Origin of the sequence: Bacillus multifaciens (assembly GCF_030756675.1) — a bacterium.
Lineage (GTDB): Bacteria > Bacillota > Bacilli > Bacillales > Bacillaceae_G > Bacillus_A > Bacillus_A multifaciens.
On the sequence record NZ_JAVBXD010000035.1, the window covers coordinates 1 to 21,200 of the forward strand.

Below are 21,200 nucleotides of genomic sequence, written 5' to 3' on the forward strand. Positions count from 1 at the left end.
CCATGTTTTATTTTCAAGTTTTGTATTTCTTAATTATACAAAAATGTACCATACAGAGAGAGACTTTTTTAGTGTCTACTCTATAGGGTACATTTTAGAGCGGTCAGGGCCTTTTCCTACCACGTGCAATGGTTAAAAAAAGAGAAGGTAAAAACATAGAAAAGGAAGAAGCGTATAGGGAAACGCTTCTTCCTTTTTTTCTGAATTTACTAACATTTCATGGTATAATATGGAAAGGGACGGGGCTTTCTAAAAGGAGGGAAATGCATTGCGTGAGACCTTAAAACAACGGTGGAGCTTGGATGAGATTTTTTATGGAGGAAGTGAGTCTTCTGAATTTAAACAATTTCTTCTGAAATTAGAGGGAGATATTTCTAAGGAAGCAGCGGTAACAATAGAAATTAAGGAACTGAAATCAATAAGTGGATACGATGAGTGGATCGAACAAATGAATCGAATCCAAGGGTTATCTATTCGCTTGATTGAGGCAACTCATTTTGTGGAATGTTTGGAATCAGAAAATGTTGAAGATGAGCAGGCTATTGTATTAAGTGAAAAAGTAAGGAATATTTCATCACAATTTGAGATTGTCATGAACGATTTTGAACAAAGATTGGTACATATACCGGACAAGATTTGGGAGAAGCTGTTGCAGCTAGAACAAATAAAACAGATTGCTTATCCACTTCAAGAAAAAAGAGAAAAAGCGAGAGGGGAATTACCAGTAGCACAGGAAAAGTTGATTCAAGATCTTTCTATTAATGGCTATCATGCATGGGTCAATTTATATAACTCTGTCACTGGAAAAACGAAGATTGTTCTAGAGGAAGAAGGAAAAAGAGAATACCTTAGCTTTGGACAAGTCTATAATCTATTACATTCATCTATCAATCACCATAATAGAAGGAATCTCGTAAATGCCTTACATCATGCAGGTGAACAAGTGGCTGAGACATGCGCAGTAGCTCTAAATAACATCGCTGGTTTTCGATTACAAGTGTATAAACACCGGGGGTTAGCTTCAGATTCCATTTTAACAGAGCCACTTCGTTACAATAGAATGTCACAATTAACGCTCGATTCTATGTGGGAAGCTGTCAATCAAAGTAAGCCTATCATAACTTCATATTTAAAAAGAAAGGCACGTTTATTAGGGTTAGAAAAAATGGATTGGTTCGACATATATACGCCGATAGGCAAAGTAACCAAGACTTATACGTATGAAGAGGCTGCTGACATAATCCTTACTGGGTTTCACTCTTTTAGTCCTAAATTAGCGGATTATACAGAAAGAGCGTTTCAGGAAGGCTGGATTGACTCTGAAAGCAGAGATACAAAGGCAAGTAGGGGATTCTCAGCTAGATTTCCGCTAACAAAGCAATCGCGTATCTTCATGAATTTTCAGGGAACACATAATAATCTCGCTATACTTGCCCATGAATTAGGGCATTCTTTTCATCAAGGAATTATTGTAAATGATGTTCCGCCATTTGCACAGCAGTATACGATGGCTGTTAGTGAAACAGCATCTACGTTTGCTGAAACGATTATTTTAAATAAGGTCATTCAAGAGACTTCAAATGAACATGAGAAATTGCTCCTTCTAGAGGCAAAAATACAATCTGCCTTGAGTTATTTAATAGGAGTTCAAGGACGGTTTATATTTGAAAAAGACTTTTATGAAATCCGAAAAGAGCGGGTTGTAGGAGTCGATGAATTGAATCATTTGATGGAGAAAGCGCAGCAGTACGCGTTCAATGATTCTCTTGCTTCTTACAATGATTTTTCATGGGTTTGGAATCGCCATTTCTATTTCACAGATAAACCTTTTTATAATTTTCCGTACACATTTGGCTTCCTATTCAGCCAAGGAATCTATGCAAATGCCCTTCAAGAAGGACATTCATTTGAAGAAAAATATATACATTTACTTCGAGACACTGGCAGAATGACTGCTGAGCAATTAGCTTTTCACCACCTTTGCTTTGATGTAACAAAACAAGAATTTTGGGAGAAAGCAATGCAAATTGTTTTACAAGATATAAAAGATTTTCTTGTCTTAACAGAGAAATCTCTGAACCAGGAGGACATGAAATGCTGAATGTAGTGACAAGAACAGAAGAGTTAAGAATAAAATTACAACACATATTAAAGAGAGAATATAAAGAGTTGGGAGTTAAAAGTTTAGAAGTAGCAGGAAGCGGCGTCCAAAATGTTGTGTTTCGAGGAGATTCGGAAACAAGTTCCTTTGCTTTTCGTGTACCATGGGAGCGCGAAGTTGCTAATATAAATGAGAATTCATTTAGCAGTCGCCTTTCATTACAAAAGGAAGCAAAGCTTGCTGCGTTTTGTCATTCTCAAGGAATTCCTGTGCCAGCCGTTCATGGACTGCATCTTTCGGAGGAACTGGATTTTTTAATTTCAGACTATATAACTGCTGACTCTACTCCGATTTCTTCTTATAAAATTGGAGAATTAGCCAATAAACTTCATCGTATGCCAATTGAAGATTTGCAGTATGAAAATGAAAACGGAAAGTCGACAGAAAAGCATATAGCAGAGCGTCTTGTTAAAAGACTACAATCATTTAACGAAATTACTTCTTTACGTCTTCAATTTCCAAAAGTAGAAGAAATTGAAGCGATTTTAAAGGAGGGGGAACAGGTAAAGAGGCTGCTTCATATGGATATTCGGTCTGCCAATATAATTGGTCAGAGCGGAGAAATTCAGGCAATCGTTGACTGGGATAATGCTCTCATTGGTCATCCACTTCTCGAACTGATGAGAATAGCGGAAGTAAATGAAGTGAATTGGAGCGAGTTTAAGGCCGGGTATAAAAATGAGCATATTTTTGATTCTCTGCCTAAAATTGCTTGTCTGTTTTACAGGCTTGATACGGCAGTGATGCTTGCGAACCTTTTTATCGCTCAGCTTAAACTAAAAGATAAAGGACTGTATTATAAAGAACGTGTTGAAACAATTAGTAACGAAATACATAAAATTTTATAAAATGAAGTCTCATGGTAGTTCGCTGTAATAAACTATGGGGAGTTTTGTAAGTTAAATATAATGATGGCTTCTATGAAGGGAGATGGATTCGTGAAACAAGAAAATCTAAAAGTGTATGATCAGAGATATCAACTAATCTATGAATCAGGAATACAATTTTGGAATCAGCATGAACCACATCCGCAATTATTACACCTTGTTGAAGGACTAGCAGAAGGAGATAGATGTATCGAATTTGGTTGTGGGGAGGGACATGAATCTCGAGTGTTAGCTTCAAAAGGGCTTCATGTAACAGCGATAGATTTATCCCCTATAGTTATTAAACACGCTATTAGCAATACACATAAAGATTTAGATGTTAATTATTTAGTTGGTGATGTTACGGATCTTACTAATCTTGGAATCGCAGATCATACATATGAATTAGCCGTTAATGTAGGCTGTTTACATATGATGGCGGAAGATGAAGATCGAATTGCACATCTAAAGGAAGTGAAACGAGTTCTGAAAAGCGGTGGCTTATTCTTTTTACAAAATGGATTAGCTTTAGACAGTGTGGTGTCTAAATCAACTGAAGAGGAACATATACTAGAACAATTACAATCATTTCACAAACAACAACTTAAACCTGGTGAATTAATATGTATGCAGGTCTCTACTCCTAAAGGTATAAAAAAGGTTGAAGTGCCTTTATGTCCAGCCGGGAAAACATTATCAATTCAAGGATATGTAACCGAATTAGAGGCGGCTGGATTCTCTATCATGTTTACAGAACAAGGCGGCGGAGCAAATATGCCTTTTGAAGCTATTATTGTAGCGAGAGCCTAGATTAAGACATTTTATATGAATATATACTATATATAGCTAGGAGAAAAAAACATGAATATGAATTTAGAAATTGAAAAAGTAAAACTAGAGGATAAAACCGTTTTAAAAAATTTAACGGAACTATATAAATACGATTTTAGCGAATTTGATCCTGAAGATGTGAATGAGCATGGTTTGTATGAATATATGTACGTAGATTATTATTTTACAGAGGAAGGTCGCTTTCCGTTCTTTATAAAAGTGAATGGAAAGTACGCGGGATTCGCGCTAATCCGAGAGATTGAGGAAAATGACCGTACATACTATTCGATGTCAGAATTTTTTGTCATGAAAAAGTATCGTAAAAGTGGTGTAGGGAAACAATCAGCTGTTCAACTGTTTTCTAAATTCCCTGGGGAGTGGGAAGTTGCAGAGATGGAGGAAAATATTCCAGCACAAGCGTTTTGGCGAAAAGTCATTTCGGCGTACACGAATAATGAATACTGTGAGATAAGGAAAGACGGTTGGGACGGACCGATTCAAGTGTTTCATTCGAGCGGGAGTATGTAAGTGTTGTAAAGTGATAATAAAGTCATTTAATTTCGATATAAAAATATAAGAGCCTTGCTACATTTTTTTATAGTAAGACTCTTTAAAGTTGTTTGATTCTTATTGAACTAAAGCACCCGTTATACTCTATTTAGTTAGAAAAGTTATTTATTAGAAAAATTATTAATCGCTTGAATAGCTAGTTTCAACGCTTTTCTTCTTCTTTCTAAAAGCGTTCTTTGGGGACTACCAGCCTTTGACTTATCATAAATGTTCTCAATTGATGGAAGCAAACCAGTAAGAACATTGCGAGCTTCTGCTAAATCTTCCTGGGTGTAATGATGGGGTCTTTGATTCCAAACGTTTTCTAGCATTGCTAAGCCGATGCAAACAGCTTTGAGTCGTTTCTTTACTAAGGTAGTATTTGCGCCTTTCTGAGTCATCTGTGACAAGGCATTTTCGAGTTTACTGATTGTCGATTGGAAAGATTTTATTGATTCCAATTTATCTACATTTGATACGTTTTCCATGTTAGTACCGTCCCTTATTCGTTTCTAAATTATTTTGCTTGATACTTGATAAAATCGTTAAGAACCTGATTTCACTCGCAATATTTTAACATAAATAACTAACTTTCTTTGGGAGGTTGCTTGGAACCCAGATTCTGTATTTGATGAAAGAGGGGCTATGCTTGCTTTCTAATTTGTTTAGTACATCTACTATCGGGTGCGTTCAAGAAGAAATTAACAGAGTCTTATATATAAATTCAATTTGTTTTTTAACATATAGATTGCTGTTATGAAAAAAAGGAACCTGCACTTGTTTGCTCTTTTTGGTTTTCACTGCGCATGTGGCAGAAATAGGCCCTGACCGATTCTATACATGGCTAGATGCTCTCGCCCACCGAAAAAGAAAAGGTTTTTTATGTTAGTTTTTCAATTTGTATCTATATAATACAAAAATGAGCACAACAACCTGTGCTCACTTTTTCTATCTTATTTTAAGTTTTCAGGGTTTAACGCTTCTAATTCAGGTACAACGAAGCGGCCGTCTTTACGGATTAATACGTCGTCGAAGTAAATTTCGCCGCCGCCGTATTCAGGGCGTTGGATGCATACTAAATCCCAGTGGATGTTAGAGTTGTTGCCATTCCATGCATCGTCGTATGCTTGTCCAGGAGTGAAGTGGAAGCTGCCATCGATTTTCTCATCGAATAGAATATCGCCCATTGGATGTAAAATGTATGGGTTTACGCCAATTGCGAATTCACCAACGTAGCGAGCTCCTTCATCTGTATCGAAAATTTTGTTAATGCGTTCTGTATCGTTTGCAGTTGCTTCAATAATTTGGCCGTCTTTAAATGTAAGTTTTACATTTTCGAACATGTAACCATTGTATGGAGATGGCGTGTTGTAAGAAACTGTACCGTTAACAGAATCGCGAACAGGCGCAGAGTATACTTCGCCGTCTGGAATATTTAAGTGACCAGCACATTTAATTGCTGGAATATCTTTAATAGAGAATGTTAAGTCAGTGCCAGGTCCAACAAGACGTACTTTATCTGTTTTGTTCATGAACGCAACAAGATTGTCCATCGCTTTATCCATTTTCGCGTAGTCTAAGTTACATACGTCAAAGTAGAAGTCTTCAAATCCTTCTGTGCTCATTTTTGCAAGCTGTGCCATCGCAGCGTTTGGATAGCGTAGTACAACCCATCTTGTTTTTGGAACACGAATGTCTCTATGTACTTTTTTACCTACTGTGTTACCGTAAATTTTCATGCGCTCACTTGGAACGTCAGCTTGTTCATTTACGTTATCACCAGAGCGAAGGCCGATATAAGCGTCCATATCTTTCATTACGCTTGCTTCATATGCAGCGATTTGCTCGAAATGTTCTTCTGTTGCGCCCATCATTAAAGAGCGGTCTACTTGATGATCTTTTAATAGTACGAATGGATAACCACCAGCTTCATATGCAGCCTTTACAAGTGCTGTTACTAGCTCTTTTTGTAAACCGAAGTTTTCGATTAATACTTTTTCGCCTTTTTGTAAACGAATAGAGTAGTTAATTAAATTTTTTGCTAATGTTTCAATACGTGGGTCTTTCATATGTAAAGCCTCCCTTATATATGTATCCTTCCTTATTGTAACCTACTTGTTTGAATTTGTTTAATAATTTATGTTTTATTTGGCAAATAAATATGAAAATTGGCACGAAATATCACTTTAAATTGAAAAAGTCAAACCCCACTCTTTTAGGTGGACAAGAGCAACTGGCCATGCATAGTAGCAATCTAAATGTTGAAAAATTAAAATGGATGTATGTAGAACAATTAGAATGAAACGGAAAATGATTGTATAATAGAAAAAAGCATAAAAAGATAAAGGAGTGATTCGGATGCAAATTCTTTTATACGTCAGTGTAGCCATTATCGCAATTGCGTTTGCTGTATTAGTTGTTTATGTATGTCGAACATTACTATCTGTTCAAAAAACGTTAGAGAATGTAGCGAGTACGATGGAAGGCCTGGAAAAACAAATGCAGGGCATTTCAGTGGAAACAGAGCAACTTCTTCATAAAACAAATGCATTAGCAGATGATATTCAACAGAAATCGCAGTCGCTAAATAAAGTGATGGAAGGTGTAGAGGGAATCGGAACAACGATTCATTCCTTAAACACACGATTACGCGGTGTTTCTGATTCTGTTGCCCATCAAGTAGAAAACAATGCTGATAAAGTAGCACAAGTGGTGCAATGGAGTAATGCAGTCATTGACGTGTACAATCGCTTCCGTGCAAAAAAGAAAGAAGAGGAAGTAGAGCAGTTTGAAAGAACAGAGAAAAAGCCGAAAAAAGAAAAGAAATTACCGCGACTTCCGATTCGAATGAGAGGCGAATAATATGAGCATGACAAAGATTGATACAATGGAACAATTTGAAGAAATCCTAGCAAGTAAAGAGCCATATATCTTGTTTAAACATAGCACAACATGTCCAATAAGCCACGGTGGTTTCACGGCGTTTCAAGAGTACCTTGGTGAAGAGCAAGCTGTGCCAGCCTATTATTTATATGTACAAGATGCACGTCCAGTTTCTAACAGAATCGCGGAGTACTTTGGAATTAAACATGAATCGCCGCAAGTATTATACATAAAAGATGGTAAAGTGCTCTGGCATGCATCGCATTGGAACATTACGAAGCAAGCATTAAAAGAAAATGTGAAATAAGGAAAAGCAAGCAAATACGCTTGCTTTTTTTATTTTCTGAAAATAATATTGACGGGCTATATTTTTTACGATTAAATGAAGAGAAAATAACGATTCCACATGCAGTCTCATGCGATGTGTATGAAGTGACATCTGTATATGTATCATATATAATAAATTATCTTATGAATGGTATTTATATTTGTTAGTATACATATAAAACTTGAAAGAGGTGGCTTTATTATGGCATCACAGGAGTTAGATCGGTTACGTTCTCAAATTGATGAAATGAACTTACAAATCTTAAAGTTATTAAATGAGCGCGGTCGTCTTGTACAAGAAGTTGGCAAGTTAAAAGAAGTACAAGGTGTGAAACGTTTTGATCCAGTACGTGAACGCAAAATGCTCGATTTAATTGCGGACAATAACGATGGACCATTTGAAACATCAACGCTTCAACATTTGTTTAAACAAATTTTTAAAACAGGCTTAGAATTGCAAGAAGATGATCATCGTAAGGCCCTTCTTGTATCACGTAAGAAAAAGTCAGATGATACAATTGTTGATATTAAAGGTGAAAAAATTGGTGACGGCAATGCTCATTTTATTATGGGACCATGTGCAGTTGAAAGCTATGAGCAAGTTCGTCAAGTTGCTGAGGCAATGAAAGAACAAGGCTTAAAACTGATGCGAGGCGGAGCATTTAAACCGCGTACATCACCATATGATTTCCAAGGTCTTGGCGTTGAAGGGTTGAAGATTTTACGCCAAGTAGCAGATGAGTATGATTTAGCTGTCATTAGTGAGATTTTAAATCCAAATGATATTGAAATGGCGCTTGATTATGTAGATGTCATTCAAATTGGTGCTCGCAATATGCAAAACTTCGAGTTGTTAAAAGCAGCTGGTTCTGTGAATAAGCCGGTATTATTAAAACGAGGATTATCTGCAACAATCGAAGAGTTTATGTATGCGGCAGAATATATTATTGCACAAGGAAATGGCGATATTATTTTATGTGAGCGCGGTATTCGTACGTATGAGAAAGCAACGCGAAATACGTTAGATATTTCTGCTGTACCAATTTTAAAGAAAGAAACGCACTTGCCAGTTGTTGTTGATGTAACACATTCAACAGGACGCCGTGATTTATTATTACCAACTGCAAAAGCGGCAATGGCGATCGGCGCAGATGCGATTATGGCAGAAGTGCACCCAGATCCAGCTGTCGCACTTTCTGATTCAGCGCAGCAAATGGATATTCCTGAGTTCAATGCATTTATGAATGAATTAAAAGCATTTCGGATGAGATAGTAGGATAATGGCTTCAAAAATCTATGTAGCTGTGTGCTGCATAGATTTTTTTCTTAAAAATGGGTATTTTTCTATTAAAAATATGAAAATATAAGAAAAGGAACGAATTTTTTCGAAACTTTTTCGGGAAAATATTGTGTCAATCCTTATTTGTATCGTATCATTAGTGAAAGGGCTCGGAAGTGACATCTTTAAGTAGAGTGGATGTCTTTTTTTCATTCAAGTTAACTGATACATATTATATAGATGAATTTTATAAAGGAGTGTGTGAAAAGATGAACGTAACAATATATGATGTAGCGCGCGAAGCAAATGTCTCAATGGCAACAGTATCACGTGTTGTGAATGGCAATCCAAATGTAAAACCAACAACAAGAAAGAAGGTATTAGAGGCGATTGAACGCCTTGGTTACCGTCCAAATGCAGTAGCACGCGGATTAGCAAGTAAGAAAACAACAACAGTTGGGGTTATTATTCCAGATATCTCGAACACGTTCTATGCAGAGCTTGCGCGCGGTATTGAAGATATCGCAACAATGTACAAATATAATATTATTTTAAGTAACTCTGACCAAAATAAAGAGAAAGAATTCCATTTATTAAATACAATGCTTGGGAAACAAGTAGATGGTATCGTATTTATGGGGGAGGATATTACAGAGACTCACGTAGAAGAATTTAAAAAATCTCCTGTTCCAATCGTACTTGCGGCATCGTTTGATGAGCAAAATAATACACCATCTGTAAATATCGATTACACACAAGCAGCGTATGATGCGATGAAACATTTCTTAGAGAAAGGTCATACAAGAGTTGGTTTCGTATCTGGACCTTACGTTGATAAAGCAGGCAGTGCGAAAAAATTACAAGGTTACAAACGAGCATTAGAAGAAGCTGGCATTGCTTACGACGAAGAGCTTGTTGTAGATGGTGACTACACATACGATTCTGGTATGGAAGCGCTAGACAAACTATTGGAACTTGCTGAAAAACCAACAGCCGTATTCGTATCTTCTGATGAAATGGCACTAGGTGTCATTCACGCAGCGCAAGATAAAGGTTTAAACGTACCAAATGATCTAGAAGTACTTGGTTTTGACAATACACGCCTTGCCCTTATGGTACGTCCGCAGCTTTCAACAGTTGTACAACCAATGTATGATATCGGAGCAGTTGCAATGCGTCTATTAACAAAATACATGAACAAAGAAACGGTAGAAGATCATACTGTTATTTTACCGCACCGCATTCAGTTTAGAAAATCAACAAAATAATAAGAAGCTTGAGGAAATATATTAACAGCTCACAAAAATGCTCAGAGTTTTTATACTCTGGGCATTTTCGTGAGTTCAATAACAAACTAAATTGTAGATAGCTTTTGTATTTCTTTATTGTCTTGCCATTCATTCTTATGAAGGGTGTAATGGTAATGCTTTTGATTTTCAATTTCGATTTCCCCTACAAATGTAAATCCGCTTTTTTGAATCACTTTATTTGAGCTTACATTTCGTGTTAGAGCAACGGCATTTAGAAGTTCAACATTTGTTTTCTCAAATAAATAGTTAATCAATCCTTTTGCTGCTTTTGTTGTATATCCTCTATTCCTATAGTGTTTTGAAATAGCATAAGCAATCTCTCTATTCGGAGCGGGCAGTTCTTCTTTTATTCCAGTCATACAAAAACCAATGAACTTACCAGTTTCTTTTAAGATGATTCCTAATCTCAAGTAAGTTTGTTTATCGATATTAGGCACCGCTGCTAAAAACTCTTTGTTTGATGGTATTTCATAATTTGTTACCCAATCTAAACGCTGTTCTCTTGTTGATTTGAAATCTGGTAAGAACTCATAAACTTCAGGTTGTGAGGTAAGTTCATATATAGCATCAGCATCGTCAATCCTATATTCTCGTAGCAATATTTCTCCGCAGTCTATTGTGAATAAGTCGTCCAAATTGTTTCAGCCCCTATTGTTTTTTCTTTACATATTTCTATTCTTCTAAAAAAATCCCTTTTTAAAATAAACCGCTTCTCTAATGGAAATTTCGCTTTGCCACTATTTCTAATGTATAATGGCACTAAAGGCTATGTGAGGGGGAGATGAAATGATCATTCTTTGGGGAATTACACTTTGCGTGACGGCTCTATTTGCTTATATGACATTAAAACAGAGTGGTATGAGACGATTTATTCCTGGTAGTGCTTTGGCAGGAATAGCCCTAATCACATACGTTACTTCCATTTTTTTAGAAAGCGCTGGAGAACAAGTACATGAGAAATTTGTGTTTTTTTCTACTACATTATTTGTAGGCGCTATCATTATTTTACTTGTGGCAGGAATTATTTTGTTTATTCATACAAACTCAGAAACATTATAAAAAAGAGAGCAGGCATACAATACCTGCTCTCTTTATCTATTTTATTATGCATTATCTCGTGATGCATTTTGTTGTTTCAATAAATCGCGAATTTCTGTAAGAAGTACTTCTTCTTTTGTCGGTGCTGGTACTTCTTCTTTCTTTTCTTCTTCTTTTTTGAATGTTAGCTTATTAAATAGTTTAATAAATAAGAAGATAGAGAATGCGATGATGAAGAAGTCTACTACAGTTTGAATGAAGGCACCATATTTTAAAGTATCTTCACCAAGCGGATAAGCTAGCTTTGAAAAATTAATGCCACCAAGTAATAATCCAAGTAAGGGCATAATAATATCATTTACTAATGAAGAAACAATTTTACCAAACGCGCCGCCAATTACAACCCCGACAGCTAAATCCATAACGTTTCCTTTTAAAGCGAACTTTTTAAATTCGTTCCACATCTATAATTCCACCCTTTCCACGTTCACTATGAATTTTATTATTCCTATCAACACATTCTATATAAAGTTAAGATAGAAATAAAGGGTAGAAGAGAATGAAAATAAATTCAGAAAACTGAATGCGTTTTCCTTTTTTGTTATAAATTTGTAATTATTCATAAGCCAAGAAACTCTTTAATTGTTATATAAGTAATTCCATTTTGCAGCATTATAGATATTCACTGCCTTCCTTCAAAGAATGATAGAATGTTGTAATCACAGATGAAAATTTCTCTTCCTCTTCTAAAAATGGATAATGATTGCTGTGGTCAAAAGGAATAAAGGAGGAATTTTTTATACTTTCCTGTATTTGCAACGAATATGCAACTGGGCATTGCACATCATGGTTTCCGCAAATGATTAACGTTTTTGTTGTTACGCTAGCAAGTTGTTCTCGTAAATCAAAGCTGCGGAATTCTTTTGAAAAATAGTTCATACGACTTGCAGCCATCGTCTTATAAATTGGTTTTGAAAAGTATGTTTCATATTGGTCTGGACGATATAAAGATAACTTTGTACGCTCGGTTGATAAAGTAGTTCTTTCTTCTTTCGTAAGATGCGGCAATTTCAAATCTTCAATAAGCTGCTGCATATAGGAAAATTGCGGATGTTCTGGATGATAAATGCAGTCTTTTGTTTTTGTATAGTCACTAGCGGCAGCGCCAACGACTACTAACGATTGTAAGGACTGTGGATAATTTATAGCATATAAAAGTCCAAGCATGCCGCCAGTAGAATGCCCTGCAAAATGCCATGATGAAATGTGCAGTGCTTCTCGAATTGCTTCTAAATCTTGAATCGTTTCTTTCATACTTAATTCATCTTCTTGAAAAGCAGTCACTGAATTTCCTGCATCTTTTAAGTTAATTAATATAACTTTATGTAAGGATGTAAAGCTATCGGCAAAATAGTCGCCAGTTTCATTGAATTGGGAGTAAAGGTGTGTAATACAGAGCGGATCTCCTTGTCCTTTTGTAAATAACTCAAAGGTTCCGCGGTTTGTATGTATAAGTTGTTGATTCCACATGAACATATCTCCTTTTGTTTTAACCCTCGCATGTGGCAGAAAAAGGACCTGACCGCTACTATGCGCGGCCAGATGCTCTCGTCCCCCTTTAAAAAGAAAAGGGGTTTTTAATACAATACCTTTTTCATATTATTCCGAATTATCTCAAGGCACTTCGCTACAGTTAATTCGTTTTTCTCTTCAATTTCTTGTTTGCGTGGAATCGGGTTATACATGTTGTCTGGGTCTTCCCAGGTGAGCGGGAGATCTGTTTTAGCTTGTCCTTTCCAAGCTTCAATCCATTCTGGTGGGAGATGTCCTGAGATGTTTTGGATGTTGTTCATTTCGAGCCAAATGAGCGCCCAAGCTCTTGGAACGACGCGCCATATGTCATAGCCGCCGCCACCGACTGCAATCCAGCGGCCGTTGCAATATTTATGAGCGATCTCATGAGCGATTTTTGGAATTTCACGGTAAATTTGTATCGTTGAACAAAGATGTGTAAGAGGATCGTAATAATGAGCATCAGCTCCGTTTTGCGTTAAAATAATATCTGGTTTGAAATAGTCAGCGACTTCTTGAATAACGGTGCGATATGCATGGATAAATGAGTCATCTTCTGTAAAAGCATCAAGAGGAACGTTAAAAGAATAGCTATAGCCATTCCCTTGACCACGCTCATTTACAGCCCCTGTTCCTGGAAATAAGTAACGTCCTGTTTCATGCAATGAAATTGTGCATACGTTAGGATCGTCATAAAAGGACCACTGCACGCCATCACCGTGATGAGCGTCTGTATCGATGTACAAAACACGAAGACCGTATTTTTGTTGTATATATTTAATGGCAATCGAGCTGTCATTATAAATACAAAATCCAGAGGCTTTCCCGCGAAAGCCATGATGTAATCCGCCGCCGAGATTGAGAGCATGTTCCGCTTTTCCTTCAAGAATGGCATCGACCGCAGTTAAGGTGCCACCAACGAGAAGGGCACTCGCTTCATGCATGTTTGGAAATATGGGTGTATCTTCTGTTCCAAGGCCATAGGACATGGCAAGTGATTGTTCTAGTGTTCCTTCTCCAGCACGTTTTACCGCATTTATGTACTCTTCTGTATGAATCAAAGCAATTTCTTCATCCGTTGCCATTCGTGGTGGAATAACTTGTGAAGGCTGGATAAAGCCTCCTTTTTGCAGTAAATCATAGGTCAGTTTTACCCGAAGCTGATTAAAAGGATGATCAGGACTAAAGGAATAGCCCTGATAATCTTCTGAGTAAATGAATACATTTTTCATGATCCCATCCCCGCAATATTTGGCCATAAAACATGGTAGCCTTTTTGTTCTAGCTCTTCAATTGCTTTAAGAGGATTCATAGTTTGAATACGGAAAACAAGAACTTTGTCGCTCTCTTCTTTTGCTGGATAGACAAGAACGCTCACAATGTTAATTTTCAGTTCGCTGAAAACAGCAACAACTTTCCCAAGAATACCAGGTTCATTTTTTACTTGAATTTCAATTTGTGAACTTGGTTGATGAGCACCTGTTAATTTGACAAGTGTATGTAATACTGTTGATTCCGAAATAATGCCGACAAGCTGACCGCCTTTTGTAACAGGAAGGCAGCCAATTTTATTTTCAAAAAATAATGTGGCAATTTCTTCAACGAAATCAAGTGGATGACATGTCATAACGGGATGCTTCATAATACGTTCAATCGGCTCTTGAAGGGCATCCTTTGAAACGTGTTCATCAAGAATAGACGGACTTGCATCGCGAACGTCACGGTCGGAAATAATACCGAGAACTTCATATTGTTCATTTACAACTGGAATGTGCCGAATACTATGTGCTGCTAATGTTCTTAAAGCTGTTTCAATCGTGTCGGTTGGGCGCAGCGTTGTTACATTTTGATTCATGATTTCTTCAACAATCATGATGTAATCCCCCTTTTAGTACATGAAACGATTTTTGAAGCGTAAGCGGTCAAATTGTTGAATGGATGATACATCAACTCGTTTTCCGATGCGAACCATTAAGCAGTTTGCTGGATGTGAACAAATTTCCGGATCATCTGTTGCCATCCATTCCAATCCACCAGCATTCATCATTTTCTCCATTACTTTTCGATATTCCCAGACATTGAGTCCAGTTTGTTTTAAATCCCAGTGCCAATAATATTCAGTCGTTAAAATAATGTAGTCTTCCATATGGTCATCCATCATAGAAACTTCTAATAAGTTCTTTCCAACAGCGCAGCCGCGAAAATCAGGAACAACTTCAATTGCGCCAAGCTCAATCAAATTGTTCATTTTCCCTTCAGACCATCGTTCAAGAGGATCTGGATATAAATATGTTACATAGCCAACAATTGTATGTTCATGACGAGCAATAATAATCCGAGCTTCTGGTAATTTAGAAATCTCGACAATTGCTTTATACTGCTGAGCCGCAGGACGAAAGGCAACTAAGTCAGGATGAAACTCATACGTTTCTAAATTATGTGTCTGGACAGGACCTTCAATAACTAAAGTTCCTTTTGGTGCTTTTAAATTTCTTGCATTGTAAACTTTACTATGAATCAATTTTAGGCTCACCACCTTCAGAGCTTTGTGAATCTACTATCTATTTTCATACTACTGTACTCAGTATGCGATGTGAATCGAAATTTGTCAGTAAAAATTTGTCTGAAATTCTTAAAAAATACTGAAAATTATAAAATATATCTTTATAATGGACTTATACGGTACATAGAAGGGGGATGTAAAGAATGAAAGTAGAAACACTTCCAGTTATTCAAGGGGAAAATAATTTGTTAAATTACGATGAAGCATATCGAAATTTTAATTGGGAAGAAGTTAATCAAAATTTTTCTTGGCATGAAACTGGGCGAGTAAATATGGCTTATGAGGCCATTGATCGACATGCCAAATCCCACCGAAAAAATAAAGTAGCATTGTATTATCAAGATGGTGCGAGAAAAGAGAAATATACGTTTAAAGAAATGAAAGAATTGTCGAATAAAGCAGGAAATGTTTTGAAAAACTATGGGGACGTTGAAAAAGGCGATCGCGTCTTTATTTTTATGCATCGTTCACCGGAATTATATTTTACTTTATTAGGTGCAATTAAGCTTGGGGCAATCGTTGGCCCATTATTTGAAGCTTTCATGGAAGCGGCTGTATGTGACCGCCTAGTGGATAGTGAAGCAAAGGTGCTTGTGACAACACCAGAATTGTTAGAACGTATACCATTTAATGATTTACCAGCATTAAAAACAGTATTTGTTGTTGGGGAAGGTGTAGAAGAGGGCGGTAAAATTGTCGCATTTAATCCGCTTTTTGAACAAGCTTCTAATCAATTAAAAATAGAATGGCTTGGAAGAGAAGATGGGCTCATTTTGCATTATACATCTGGTTCAACAGGGAAACCAAAAGGGGTGCTGCATGTTCAAAATGCAATGGTGCAGCATTATCAAACAGCAAAATGGGTGCTGGACTTAAAAGAAGATGATGTGTATTGGTGCACGGCAGATCCAGGCTGGGTAACGGGAACATCATATGGTGTTTTTGCGCCTTGGTTAGTTGGAGCTTCTAACGTCGTTTTAGGCGGACGCTTTAGTCCAGACGCTTGGTATGAAACGCTTCAAGATTACGGTGTAACAGTTTGGTATAGCGCTCCGACAGCATTTCGTATGTTAATGGGTGCTGGTGATGATACGCTGAAGAAATATGATTTATCAAATCTTCGTCATATTTTGAGCGTTGGGGAACCGTTAAACCCAGAAGTAATTCGCTGGGCGATGAAAGTGTTCCATCTTCGTATTCATGATACGTGGTGGATGACGGAAACAGGAGGACAAGTTATCTGTAACTATCCTTGTATGGAAATTCGTCCAGGATCAATGGGAAAACCAATTCCAGGCGTGAAGGCAGCGATCGTCGATAATGAAGGTAATGAATTGCCGCCATACACAATGGGGAACTTAGCAATTGGAAAAGGATGGCCATCGATGATGCGTGCTGTTTGGAATAACCCACAAAAATATGAGTCTTATTTTATGCCAGGAGACTGGTATGTGTCAGGTGACTCTGCGTATATGGATGAAGATGGCTATTTCTGGTTCCAAGGGCGTATTGACGATGTCATTATGACGTCTGGTGAACGTGTTGGTCCGTTTGAAGTAGAAAGTAAATTAATTGAACATACAGCAGTTGCGGAAGCAGGTGTTATCGGGATTCCAGATCCTGTACGCGGAGAAATTATTAAAGCGTTCATCGCACTGCGCGCAGGGTACGAACCATCTGAAGAATTAAAAGAAGACATTCGTCAATTTGTAAAAAAAGGACTAGCTGCTCATGCGGCACCGAGACAAATTGAATTCCGAGATAAATTACCGAAAACGAGAAGCGGTAAAATTATGCGCCGTGTATTAAAGGCATGGGAGTTAAACTTACCAACAGGTGACTTGTCTACGATGGAAGATTAAACAAGAAAGGTCTGAACATTCTTCGTTCAGGCCTTTCTTGTTTAGAGTATAGTGAAGTTGTGTTCAAATTGTTCAGCGTTACATATAACTTATTAAAATACAGAAGAACATGGTTAATACAATGGTATAAAGAAAAGATTTAATCTGTGGAGGGATGTTAGTGACGCAATATTATCTTTTTGTTACTATGTCAATTTTTCTTATTATTTTGCCAGGACCTGATACGGGATTAGTAACTCAGAATACAATGCTGCATGGGAAACAAGGTGGAATGAAAACTGTTTTTGGTATTTTAAGTGGTTTAAGTATTCATACGTTAGCAGCTGTACTTGGGATTTCTGCAATTCTTGTTAAATCGGCATTTTTATTTTCTATTTTTAAGTATATTGGTGCTATTTATCTTATTTACTTAGGATGTGTATCATTATGGTCATTACGGAAGACTGGAAAACAAACAGAGGATAGTACAGTTAAAAATAAGTATCAAGGTGCTTCTTGCTTCCGACAAGGTTTTCTTACTAATTTGTTAAATCCAAAAGTAGCTATTTTCTTTCTAACGTTTTTACCGCAATTTATACAGCATGATGGGAATACGTTTTTTCAACTTTTTATTATGGGAATGACATATACAGTTTTAACCTTTTTATGGTTTATACTCTATATTTATTTAATCAATGCAATTCGGACATGGATGAAAAAGCCGTCTACAGAGCGGGCTATTCAAGGGATAAGTGGTTTTGTACTTTTGGCATTTGGGATTAAATTGGCGCTGGAAAAACGACCGTAATTACTTTTATAAGTAAAGCTCATCTCTTACTTATGGTTAGCTTTGTTAATCAATCCCCTGCTACACGTTAGGAGGGATAAAGCGAAACTAGGGAAATTAAAGGCTGGGTAATTTACCAATAGGCGACTGTCTACGATGAAAGATTAAATAAGCAAGTTCTGAATCAAGTATAGTTCAGAACTTGCTTATTTTAAGTAGGTTATTATAAAAACGAAAAAAGAAATAAAATAATTTTTTGAACCATTTGCCTCCATCATTTGTATAAGTTTATGAAAGAATAAATTAGGGGGCGCTTCATATGTCGAATAAATGGATGCTTTCATTCGTTTTGATCAGTATTACAATCGTAATTGCTTTAGGTACACTTTTGCCTATAGCGATAGGATTTAAAGTTTCAATGATTACGTTAGCGTGTATGATGATTGTTATATTTTCAATCCTTATCCCATTTGATAAGAAATATATTGTACGAAAAGCCGGGAATAAAATCGATTTTACAAAAACAAAAGTATACTTTCGTTGGAATGTATTTGATACCATATCTGTCTGTATTGCGGTGTACGCTTGTATATGCGTATATGTGTTATTTTTCTTAGTTTCAAGCGGATTAACAGTTCAAAATCCATATGTGCAATTTTTTACGAATCAAGCGCTGGTTTGGACATTAGTCGCAAGTATTTATTTAATTAGCCGAATCTCTTTAACGTTAAAGGGGATAAAGGAGATTAAACAACATGGCGCAAATTGGGATTGAGGAGGAGTTGATGCTCTCCTATCAAAAAGGAGATGAACAAGCAGGGGAACGGTTATATGTTTTAATCAAACCTGCGTTATATACTTTTTTATATCGTTTTAATCGTGATGAACAGTTGAGTCAAGATCTCGTCCAAGATACGTTCCTTACATTAGAACGTAAGAAGAAAATGTATGATGTTGAAAAGGGGAAAGTGAAAACGTATTTGTTTCAAATTGCATATCGGTTAATGATCAATAAGCTTAATCGTAGAAAAAAATGGCGTTCGCTTCTTCCTTTTTTTATTCCGATTGAAGAGAAGGAGATTTCAAAAGAAGATCGTTTTACGATTCGAGAAGCTATTTTGAAAGTTCCAGAAGAACAGCGAGCTGTTCTGATTCTTTCGTATTATCATGATATGCCTCATAAGGAAATTGCTGATGTATTAGGTATTCCGATAGGGACGGTTAAATCAAGATTGCATCATGGAATAAAAAAATTGAAGCAATTGCTGGAGGTGGATGAAATTGAACGAAAATCCCTTTGATAAAGAATATAGATTGAAGCAATGTTTAGATAGTGATCATGTGGAAGTTCCTGATTTTCCGCAAAAAGTGAATAGTGGAGATCGATTTTTACGCTTTCTTGCGTCTCCAGCTAAAGATCCTGTTGAAGCGACAATTGGTAATGATTTATCAATTGTGTTTCACATATCTCTGTTAGCAAGTGTTCCGCTTCTTTCTTTATTGACGATACTCATTGCCAACTAGTAAGTATAAGAGAAATTTTGGGCTGTATTTGACAGGCATATACAAATGATGTTATAAAGAGAAGTATATAAATAATCGAGCGTGGAAAGGGAACAGTAGTGATCATTTCCCTGTTTTAGAGAGCTGATGGCCGGTGAAAATCAGCACATAAATGATCGCGAATTACGACCCTGGAGCATCTTTCTTCGATTGGATTTCATCCGAAAGGGGAAAGACGGTGATGAGCCGTTATATGAATGAGGTGGCAGGTTTTTTTACCTGCAACTAGGGTGGTAACGCGATGATTAAAATCGTCCCTTATTGAGGGGGCGATTTTTTTATGTTTTTAATTCCGCGCACAAACTATTTTAAAGGAGTGAATAGGATGAATATTTTACAAGATCTTGAGTTTCGTGGCCTAATTAACCAGCAAACGGATGCAGAAGGTTTGCAAGAACTATTAGAGAAAGAAAGTGTGAAATTATACTGCGGTTTTGACCCAACAGCTGACAGTTTACATATTGGTCATATGTTACCGGTATTAATGTTACGTCGTTTCCAATTAGCTGGTCATCAACCAATCGCACTTGTAGGTGGCGGTACAGGTATGATCGGGGATCCAAGTGGTAAAAAAGCAGAGCGTACATTAAATACGAAAGATACAGTTGCTTACTACACAGAAAGTATTAAAAATCAGCTTTCAAACTTCTTAGAGTTTGAAAATGTAGAAAACCCAGCAACAATGGCAAATAACTATGACTGGCTTGGAAGCTTAGATGTAATTACATTTTTACGTGACATCGGTAAAAACTTCGGTCTAAACTACATGTTAGCGAAAGATACAGTTGCATCTCGTTTAGAAACAGGTATCTCATTCACTGAGTTTAGCTACATGATTTTACAATCATACGATTTCTTAAACTTATACCAAACACACGGTTGTAGATTACAAATCGGTGGTAGTGACCAATGGGGTAACATTACAGCAGGTCTTGAATTAATTCGTAAGTCAGAAGAAGATGCGAAAGCATTTGGTTTAACAATTCCGCTTGTAACAAAATCTGACGGTACAAAGTTTGGTAAAACAGAAGGCGGCGCGGTTTGGTTAGACCCAGAAAAAACAACGCCGTACGAGTTCTACCAATTCTGGATTAATACAGATGATCGCGATGTTGTGAAATACTTAAAATACTTCACATTCTTATCTCATGAAGAGATTCTTGAGTTAGAAAAACAAGTTGCAGAAGCACCTGAAAAGCGTGAAGCACAAAAAGCATTAGCTTCTGAAATGACAAAACTTGTTCACGGCGCTGAAGCGTTAGAGCAAGCAATTAAAATTTCAGCAGCATTATTTAGCGGTTCTGTTGCAGAATTAACAGCAGCGGAAATCGAGCAAGGCTTTAAGGATGTACCATCTGTAGAACGCAGTACAGAAGATACATTATTAGTGGATGTACTTGTAGAAAGTAAAATTTCACCGTCAAAACGCCAAGCACGCGAAGATATTACAAATGGTGCAGTGTATGTAAATGGTGAACGTACACAAGAGTTAGACTACACGGTAACAGAAAAAGACCGCATTGAAGGTAAATTTACAATCATTCGCCGCGGTAAGAAAAAATATTTCTTAATTCGTTACTAACATGCCAAAAAGCGTAAGAGTCCTTACGCTTTTTGTCTGTTAAGAGAG

Annotated in this window: 23 protein-coding genes and 1 other annotated feature; of the genes, 15 read left to right on the top strand and 8 right to left on the bottom strand. The window is 36.8% G+C overall.

Annotation, left to right across the window (positions count from 1 at the left end; genetic code table 11):
- Nucleotides 1-268 precede the first annotated feature (268 nt).
- From Q9306_RS18975 to Q9306_RS18990, 4 genes are read left to right on the top strand one after another with little or no spacing between them, the layout of a single operon-like run.
- Complete coding sequence (locus tag Q9306_RS18975) at nt 269-2,101, top strand: M3 family oligoendopeptidase (protein WP_306201266.1); 1,833 nt, start codon at nt 269-271, stop codon at nt 2,099-2,101.
- Nucleotides 2,095-3,009: a phosphotransferase family protein gene (locus Q9306_RS18980; RefSeq protein WP_306201268.1), complete on the top strand. Its 915-nt coding sequence runs from the start codon at nt 2,095-2,097 to the stop codon at nt 3,007-3,009. The genes Q9306_RS18975 and Q9306_RS18980 overlap by 7 nt, the downstream gene beginning before the upstream one ends.
- A 57-nt stretch (nt 3,010-3,066) precedes the next feature.
- Nucleotides 3,067-3,837, top strand: a complete 771-nt coding sequence (locus Q9306_RS18985; protein WP_371932406.1) for a class I SAM-dependent methyltransferase — start codon at nt 3,067-3,069, stop codon at nt 3,835-3,837.
- 51 nt (nt 3,838-3,888) lie between these two features.
- Nucleotides 3,889-4,386 (top strand): GNAT family N-acetyltransferase, encoded by a 498-nt coding sequence (locus Q9306_RS18990; RefSeq protein ID WP_306201273.1) that lies wholly within the window; start codon nt 3,889-3,891, stop codon nt 4,384-4,386.
- A gap of 143 nt (nt 4,387-4,529) precedes the next feature.
- Here the strand turns inward: Q9306_RS18990 and Q9306_RS18995 are convergent, their stop codons facing one another.
- Together Q9306_RS18995 and Q9306_RS19000 are read right to left on the bottom strand one after the other, a co-directional pair.
- Nucleotides 4,530-4,895, bottom strand: coding sequence for a hypothetical protein (locus Q9306_RS18995; protein WP_306201275.1), 366 nt, complete (start codon nt 4,893-4,895; stop codon nt 4,530-4,532).
- Nucleotides 4,896-5,360: 465 nt separating this feature from the next.
- A complete protein-coding gene (locus tag Q9306_RS19000; protein WP_306201277.1) occupies nt 5,361-6,476 on the bottom strand; it encodes an aminopeptidase in 1,116 nt (371 codons plus the stop codon).
- A gap of 289 nt (nt 6,477-6,765) precedes the next feature.
- Here Q9306_RS19000 and Q9306_RS19005 point away from each other — a divergent pair, with 289 nt between their 5' ends.
- The 4 genes from Q9306_RS19005 to ccpA all read left to right on the top strand — a co-directional run bounded on the left by Q9306_RS19005 (nt 6,766) and on the right by ccpA (nt 10,164).
- Nucleotides 6,766-7,269, top strand: coding sequence for a DUF948 domain-containing protein (locus Q9306_RS19005; RefSeq protein ID WP_306201279.1), 504 nt, complete (start codon nt 6,766-6,768; stop codon nt 7,267-7,269).
- 1 nt (nt 7,270) lies between these two features.
- On the top strand, nt 7,271-7,597 hold the full coding sequence (gene ytxJ / locus Q9306_RS19010) for a bacillithiol system redox-active protein YtxJ (RefSeq protein WP_306201281.1): 327 nt from the start codon (nt 7,271-7,273) through the stop codon (nt 7,595-7,597).
- A 222-nt stretch (nt 7,598-7,819) separates the two neighbouring features.
- On the top strand, nt 7,820-8,890 hold the full coding sequence (locus tag Q9306_RS19015; protein ID WP_306201283.1) for a bifunctional 3-deoxy-7-phosphoheptulonate synthase/chorismate mutase: 1,071 nt from the start codon (nt 7,820-7,822) through the stop codon (nt 8,888-8,890).
- A 275-nt stretch (nt 8,891-9,165) separates the two neighbouring features.
- On the top strand, nt 9,166-10,164 hold the full coding sequence (ccpA, locus tag Q9306_RS19020; protein ID WP_306201285.1) for a catabolite control protein A: 999 nt from the start codon (nt 9,166-9,168) through the stop codon (nt 10,162-10,164).
- An 86-nt stretch (nt 10,165-10,250) separates the two neighbouring features.
- Here the strand turns inward: ccpA and Q9306_RS19025 are convergent, their stop codons facing one another.
- Nucleotides 10,251-10,841: a GNAT family N-acetyltransferase gene (locus Q9306_RS19025; protein ID WP_306201287.1), complete on the bottom strand. Its 591-nt coding sequence runs from the start codon at nt 10,839-10,841 to the stop codon at nt 10,251-10,253.
- 151 nt (nt 10,842-10,992) lie between these two features.
- On the opposite strand from Q9306_RS19025, the gene Q9306_RS19030 reads away from it, so the two are divergent.
- Complete coding sequence (locus Q9306_RS19030; RefSeq protein WP_306201289.1) at nt 10,993-11,265, top strand: DUF3917 domain-containing protein; 273 nt, start codon at nt 10,993-10,995, stop codon at nt 11,263-11,265.
- 44 nt (nt 11,266-11,309) lie between these two features.
- Here Q9306_RS19030 and mscL read toward each other — a convergent pair whose 3' ends face one another.
- The 5 genes from mscL to Q9306_RS19055 all read right to left on the bottom strand — a co-directional run bounded on the left by mscL (nt 11,310) and on the right by Q9306_RS19055 (nt 15,337).
- Nucleotides 11,310-11,708: a large conductance mechanosensitive channel protein MscL gene (gene mscL / locus Q9306_RS19035; RefSeq protein ID WP_306201291.1), complete on the bottom strand. Its 399-nt coding sequence runs from the start codon at nt 11,706-11,708 to the stop codon at nt 11,310-11,312.
- Nucleotides 11,709-11,916: 208 nt separating this feature from the next.
- The gene (locus tag Q9306_RS19040; RefSeq protein ID WP_306201292.1) at nt 11,917-12,774 is read right to left on the bottom strand and encodes an alpha/beta fold hydrolase; all 858 of its coding nucleotides are present in this window, start codon (nt 12,772-12,774) and stop codon (nt 11,917-11,919) included.
- A gap of 107 nt (nt 12,775-12,881) precedes the next feature.
- On the bottom strand, nt 12,882-14,048 hold the full coding sequence (locus tag Q9306_RS19045) for an acetoin utilization protein AcuC (protein ID WP_306201294.1): 1,167 nt from the start codon (nt 14,046-14,048) through the stop codon (nt 12,882-12,884).
- A complete protein-coding gene (locus Q9306_RS19050; RefSeq protein WP_098918519.1) occupies nt 14,045-14,689 on the bottom strand; it encodes an acetoin utilization AcuB family protein in 645 nt (214 codons plus the stop codon). The genes Q9306_RS19045 and Q9306_RS19050 overlap by 4 nt, the downstream gene beginning before the upstream one ends.
- A gap of 15 nt (nt 14,690-14,704) precedes the next feature.
- The gene (locus Q9306_RS19055; RefSeq protein WP_306201297.1) at nt 14,705-15,337 is read right to left on the bottom strand and encodes a GNAT family N-acetyltransferase; all 633 of its coding nucleotides are present in this window, start codon (nt 15,335-15,337) and stop codon (nt 14,705-14,707) included.
- Between the two features lie 185 nt (nt 15,338-15,522).
- Between Q9306_RS19055 and acsA the strand changes: the two genes are divergently transcribed.
- The 6 genes from acsA (at nt 15,523) to tyrS (ending at nt 21,152) form a co-directional block, all read left to right on the top strand.
- Entirely contained in the window at nt 15,523-17,241 is a 1,719-nt protein-coding gene (gene acsA, locus Q9306_RS19060) for an acetate--CoA ligase (protein ID WP_306201299.1), read from the top strand.
- A gap of 154 nt (nt 17,242-17,395) precedes the next feature.
- Entirely contained in the window at nt 17,396-18,028 is a 633-nt protein-coding gene (locus Q9306_RS19065) for a LysE family translocator (RefSeq protein ID WP_306201301.1), read from the top strand.
- A gap of 298 nt (nt 18,029-18,326) precedes the next feature.
- Nucleotides 18,327-18,782, top strand: a complete 456-nt coding sequence (locus tag Q9306_RS19070; RefSeq protein WP_306201303.1) for a hypothetical protein — start codon at nt 18,327-18,329, stop codon at nt 18,780-18,782.
- Nucleotides 18,763-19,308 carry an RNA polymerase sigma factor gene (locus tag Q9306_RS19075; RefSeq protein ID WP_306201306.1) on the top strand — a complete coding sequence of 182 codons (546 nt, stop codon included), beginning with the start codon at nt 18,763-18,765 and terminating at the stop codon, nt 19,306-19,308. Before Q9306_RS19070 ends, Q9306_RS19075 begins: the two co-directional genes overlap by 20 nt.
- Complete coding sequence (locus Q9306_RS19080; protein WP_306201308.1) at nt 19,289-19,531, top strand: hypothetical protein; 243 nt, start codon at nt 19,289-19,291, stop codon at nt 19,529-19,531. Before Q9306_RS19075 ends, Q9306_RS19080 begins: the two co-directional genes overlap by 20 nt.
- A gap of 73 nt (nt 19,532-19,604) precedes the next feature.
- Nucleotides 19,605-19,832: a binding site (T-box leader), on the top strand.
- A 63-nt stretch (nt 19,833-19,895) separates the two neighbouring features.
- Nucleotides 19,896-21,152 (top strand): tyrosine--tRNA ligase, encoded by a 1,257-nt coding sequence (gene tyrS / locus Q9306_RS19085; RefSeq protein WP_306201310.1) that lies wholly within the window; start codon nt 19,896-19,898, stop codon nt 21,150-21,152.
- The last annotated feature ends 48 nt before the right edge of the window (nt 21,153-21,200 follow it).

Excerpts from the sequence above, each read along its gene's own strand:
- mscL (WP_306201291.1), bottom strand. The coding sequence starts at position 11,708 with ATGTGGAACGAATTTAAAAAGTTCGCTTTAAAAGGAAACGTTATGGAT.
- Q9306_RS19050 (WP_098918519.1), bottom strand. The coding sequence starts at position 14,689 with ATGATTGTTGAAGAAATCATGAATCAAAATGTAACAACGCTGCGCCCA.
- Q9306_RS19040 (WP_306201292.1), bottom strand. The coding sequence starts at position 12,774 with ATGTGGAATCAACAACTTATACATACAAACCGCGGAACCTTTGAGTTA.
- Q9306_RS18980 (WP_306201268.1), top strand. The coding sequence starts at position 2,095 with ATGCTGAATGTAGTGACAAGAACAGAAGAGTTAAGAATAAAATTACAA.
- acsA (WP_306201299.1), top strand. The coding sequence starts at position 15,523 with ATGAAAGTAGAAACACTTCCAGTTATTCAAGGGGAAAATAATTTGTTA.
- Q9306_RS19000 (WP_306201277.1), bottom strand. The coding sequence starts at position 6,476 with ATGAAAGACCCACGTATTGAAACATTAGCAAAAAATTTAATTAACTAC.
- Q9306_RS18995 (WP_306201275.1), bottom strand. The coding sequence starts at position 4,895 with ATGGAAAACGTATCAAATGTAGATAAATTGGAATCAATAAAATCTTTC.
- Q9306_RS19015 (WP_306201283.1), top strand. The coding sequence starts at position 7,820 with ATGGCATCACAGGAGTTAGATCGGTTACGTTCTCAAATTGATGAAATG.
- Q9306_RS19075 (WP_306201306.1), top strand. The coding sequence starts at position 18,763 with ATGGCGCAAATTGGGATTGAGGAGGAGTTGATGCTCTCCTATCAAAAA.
- Q9306_RS19005 (WP_306201279.1), top strand. The coding sequence starts at position 6,766 with ATGCAAATTCTTTTATACGTCAGTGTAGCCATTATCGCAATTGCGTTT.
- ccpA (WP_306201285.1), top strand. The coding sequence starts at position 9,166 with ATGAACGTAACAATATATGATGTAGCGCGCGAAGCAAATGTCTCAATG.
- Q9306_RS19030 (WP_306201289.1), top strand. The coding sequence starts at position 10,993 with ATGATCATTCTTTGGGGAATTACACTTTGCGTGACGGCTCTATTTGCT.
- ytxJ (WP_306201281.1), top strand. The coding sequence starts at position 7,271 with ATGAGCATGACAAAGATTGATACAATGGAACAATTTGAAGAAATCCTA.
- Q9306_RS19045 (WP_306201294.1), bottom strand. The coding sequence starts at position 14,048 with ATGAAAAATGTATTCATTTACTCAGAAGATTATCAGGGCTATTCCTTT.
- tyrS (WP_306201310.1), top strand. The coding sequence starts at position 19,896 with ATGAATATTTTACAAGATCTTGAGTTTCGTGGCCTAATTAACCAGCAA.
- Q9306_RS18990 (WP_306201273.1), top strand. The coding sequence starts at position 3,889 with ATGAATATGAATTTAGAAATTGAAAAAGTAAAACTAGAGGATAAAACC.
- Q9306_RS19070 (WP_306201303.1), top strand. The coding sequence starts at position 18,327 with ATGTCGAATAAATGGATGCTTTCATTCGTTTTGATCAGTATTACAATC.
- Q9306_RS19065 (WP_306201301.1), top strand. The coding sequence starts at position 17,396 with ATGTTAGTGACGCAATATTATCTTTTTGTTACTATGTCAATTTTTCTT.